This is a genomic window from Halohasta sp. A2, from assembly GCF_056175805.1.
This window is the reverse complement of record NZ_JAQFWV010000144.1, coordinates 1-2,772: the sequence shown is the minus strand read 5'-3', so window position 1 is coordinate 2,772 and position 2,772 is coordinate 1. Positions and strand designations below refer to the sequence as shown.

General features: G+C 46.0%; 2 protein-coding genes. One reads left to right on the top strand and one right to left on the bottom strand.

Annotated features, from left to right (window positions below):
- Positions 1 to 587: 587 nt before the first annotated feature.
- A complete protein-coding gene (locus tag O2S87_RS18415) occupies positions 588 to 1,718 on the top strand; it encodes an HNH endonuclease (protein ID WP_475410185.1) in 1,131 nt (376 codons plus the stop codon).
- Between the two features lie 136 nt (positions 1,719 to 1,854).
- On the opposite strand, the gene O2S87_RS18410 is transcribed toward O2S87_RS18415, so the two are convergent.
- Entirely contained in the window at positions 1,855 to 2,346 is a 492-nt protein-coding gene (locus tag O2S87_RS18410) for a homing endonuclease associated repeat-containing protein (protein ID WP_475410184.1), read from the bottom strand.
- Between the last annotated feature and the right edge of the window lie 426 nt (positions 2,347 to 2,772).

Genomic DNA, 2,772 nt, shown 5'->3' with positions numbered 1-2,772 from the left:
GATCCAGATCGCTACAACCGGTTCTTCAATGAGATTCTGTGTGAATCACTCCACGAGAAGATTCACTGTACCGCCTCGGTTGAGGCTACTGGAGGTGAAGTCTAAACGGTTCTGAGACGCGACCAAATATTTAGCGTTAATTAATAGTTCTGACGGTTACAAGAGACCAATAATGGTCTCAATTCGGTCCCAACCTGAACGCCATCAGGTAACTACAGATCGCACCCTTCTCCGGTAGTTGGATAAGGAACTTCTTGCGATATGGCCTGGTACCACGGATCGTGTACTTTGAGTGAATCTACTAAGAGTTCGACTTGACGCTCCCCATCTTCTGATCCAATCCCGTCGCCGTACTGCCCGGTTGTATGTGCGCCGACATCAGAAATGACAAAGCCGATGTCAGTCGCCAAACGGGTGAGTGACATTGGTTGATCTGCTTGTCCAATATTATTAGTAAAATCTGTTATTTGTCAGGTACTAGGTTATCAGATTGCATACAGCTCGGTGGACACCCTCCATTCAAATCAGTTCTGGTGAATTGGGTAGGAGAGACAAAGATTCAACAATATCCCTTCCGACGACAGATTATGAGCACAAAAGAGAGCTACAAGCGGTTATACAAGAACCTTCGAGAATCCGAATTCGGCTGTGTTCCTACTGGATTTCATGAGACAAAAGACGTCTATGAACTCGTAAAGGAGACATATCCAAATCTGTGCGAACCAGATATTCTCTGTCGAGATACTTGTGGAACGGATAGCAACCAACCAGAGTGGAAACACCGAATTCGAACAGTTCAACAGGACCTGATTAGGGATTCCGATTCACGAATCAAGCAACTCAGTAAAGGGTGGTACTATGAACCACCATCGGTAGAGATCGAACCGATTCCGGAGGATGGTATCTTCGATGTTGGAAAAAGATACAATCGGTGGGAACTTCATGATGTATTCGGCGGTCAACGTTATAGTGGAATAGCAACGCCAGCAAAACATCCATTTGTTTTCCTTTTCACGGGAGAATCGGGTGAGGATTACGGATATGAAGATGAATTCCTCCCGAACGATACATTTCTGTACACCGGAGAGGGGGCCGAAGGCGATATGACGATGGAAGGAGGCAACAAAGCGATCCGAGAGCACGGCAAGGAAAATGAAGAGATCCACCTATTCGAGGATACAGATTATCCGTGGATAGTCAGCTATGTAGGCCAATTCGAGTACGCTGGTCATCGGTGGGAAACACTAGGAGATAAAGATGAACGCAAACGAGAGGCGATACGCTTCGAACTCGAACCTGTCGGCGGTGCAGAGATCGAAATTGAAAGCGGGACACCTTCATCTCTCTCGGAAGAGGAACTATTTGAGAAAGCAAAGCAAAGCGCTCCGAGAGCAACCAACTCATCTAGTGCACGAAGTAGATCGAGTGAAACCCGCTCATATCCTCGCTCTGAGGTGGTCAAGGAATTTGCTCTTCGACACGCCGATGGCGAATGTCAAGGATGTGGAAATAATGCACCATTTGTTGGTGAATCAGGTGACCCATTTTTAGAGGTCCACCACCTCCATCGCCGAGCAGATGGGGGTCCCGATACCCCCGAGAATGTTATTGCGCTTTGCCCTAACTGCCACCGACGTCGACATCATGGCCGTGACGGCGACGAATTTAATCAGCAACTCATAGAGAAGGCTGAAAAGAGAAACCGGGAATTTCTCTGAATCTGTGTTGGATGGCCGATAAACGGTCTGCTACATACCGACCAATATTCTCAACCGACTGTGAACGACTATATGAGGGTCGATACTCAAGTAAATATCAACTGAACGTACAAATTTCAGTACCTACGCTCCTACTTCATCTATCGGTCATGGACATCACTTCACCGTGCTTTTCTCTCAATTCCTCCATCAGTCGCGAGTAGTCCTGATCACTGTATTCCTTTGTAGGATACTTTCCATCGTTGTCTCCAAAACCCGCTAATCGCTTTGCCTCATCCCATGACCCGAACCGTTCGATCGCAATAGACGGTGCAATCAGGTCTTCCTCTTGATCAAGGATCTCAACCGTACATCGGCCATCATTACGACGCGCACATTCATTGATGTGCCACAGGACATCCTCGTCATTATAGAGGTTGCTTTGGCTACTACCGAGTCCATCTTCGGATCCAACACCTGCTGCTTCTTTTGCCTCCTTCCAGGTGCCAAATCGTCGGATGACCAGTGATGATGGACACGTCTCATCCATCTTGTCGAACCGACGGGGTGTACATATATCATACTCGGCCTCACACTGGCGGAGCATTGAGATTATCTCTTCGTCGGGGAGCTCGTTCTGTTGCGACATAGGGAATCATTATCATCAGAAAACAAAACTTTTTCTCCAAAACGGTATACAGAGAATATGGGCTTGAGAACGGTTTTAAATCGTATTTGGGAAAAGCTCTCAAAGACAAGTCGTTTTAACTAGCATTAAGTGTCGGTTTTTCACATATGAGATTCGGGCTTTGTTTTCCTCCCTAAATTAAATAAATATACCTAGATCTATGCCACCGACATTATATCAGACTCATCTGATTCTAAAGCTACAATTCCGAGAGGTGTTGGGACCGATTACGCGACACGATTATCTAACCTACACAGCTGCGCACCATCCAAGTGAAGTGTGATTTCACATAGCTCGTCGTCGTTTTTCTCAATATTCGATCACAAAACAGAGTCACTACCGAAGAAATAACAGAATAAATTTGAGACTGTAAAAGACTCTAATTTA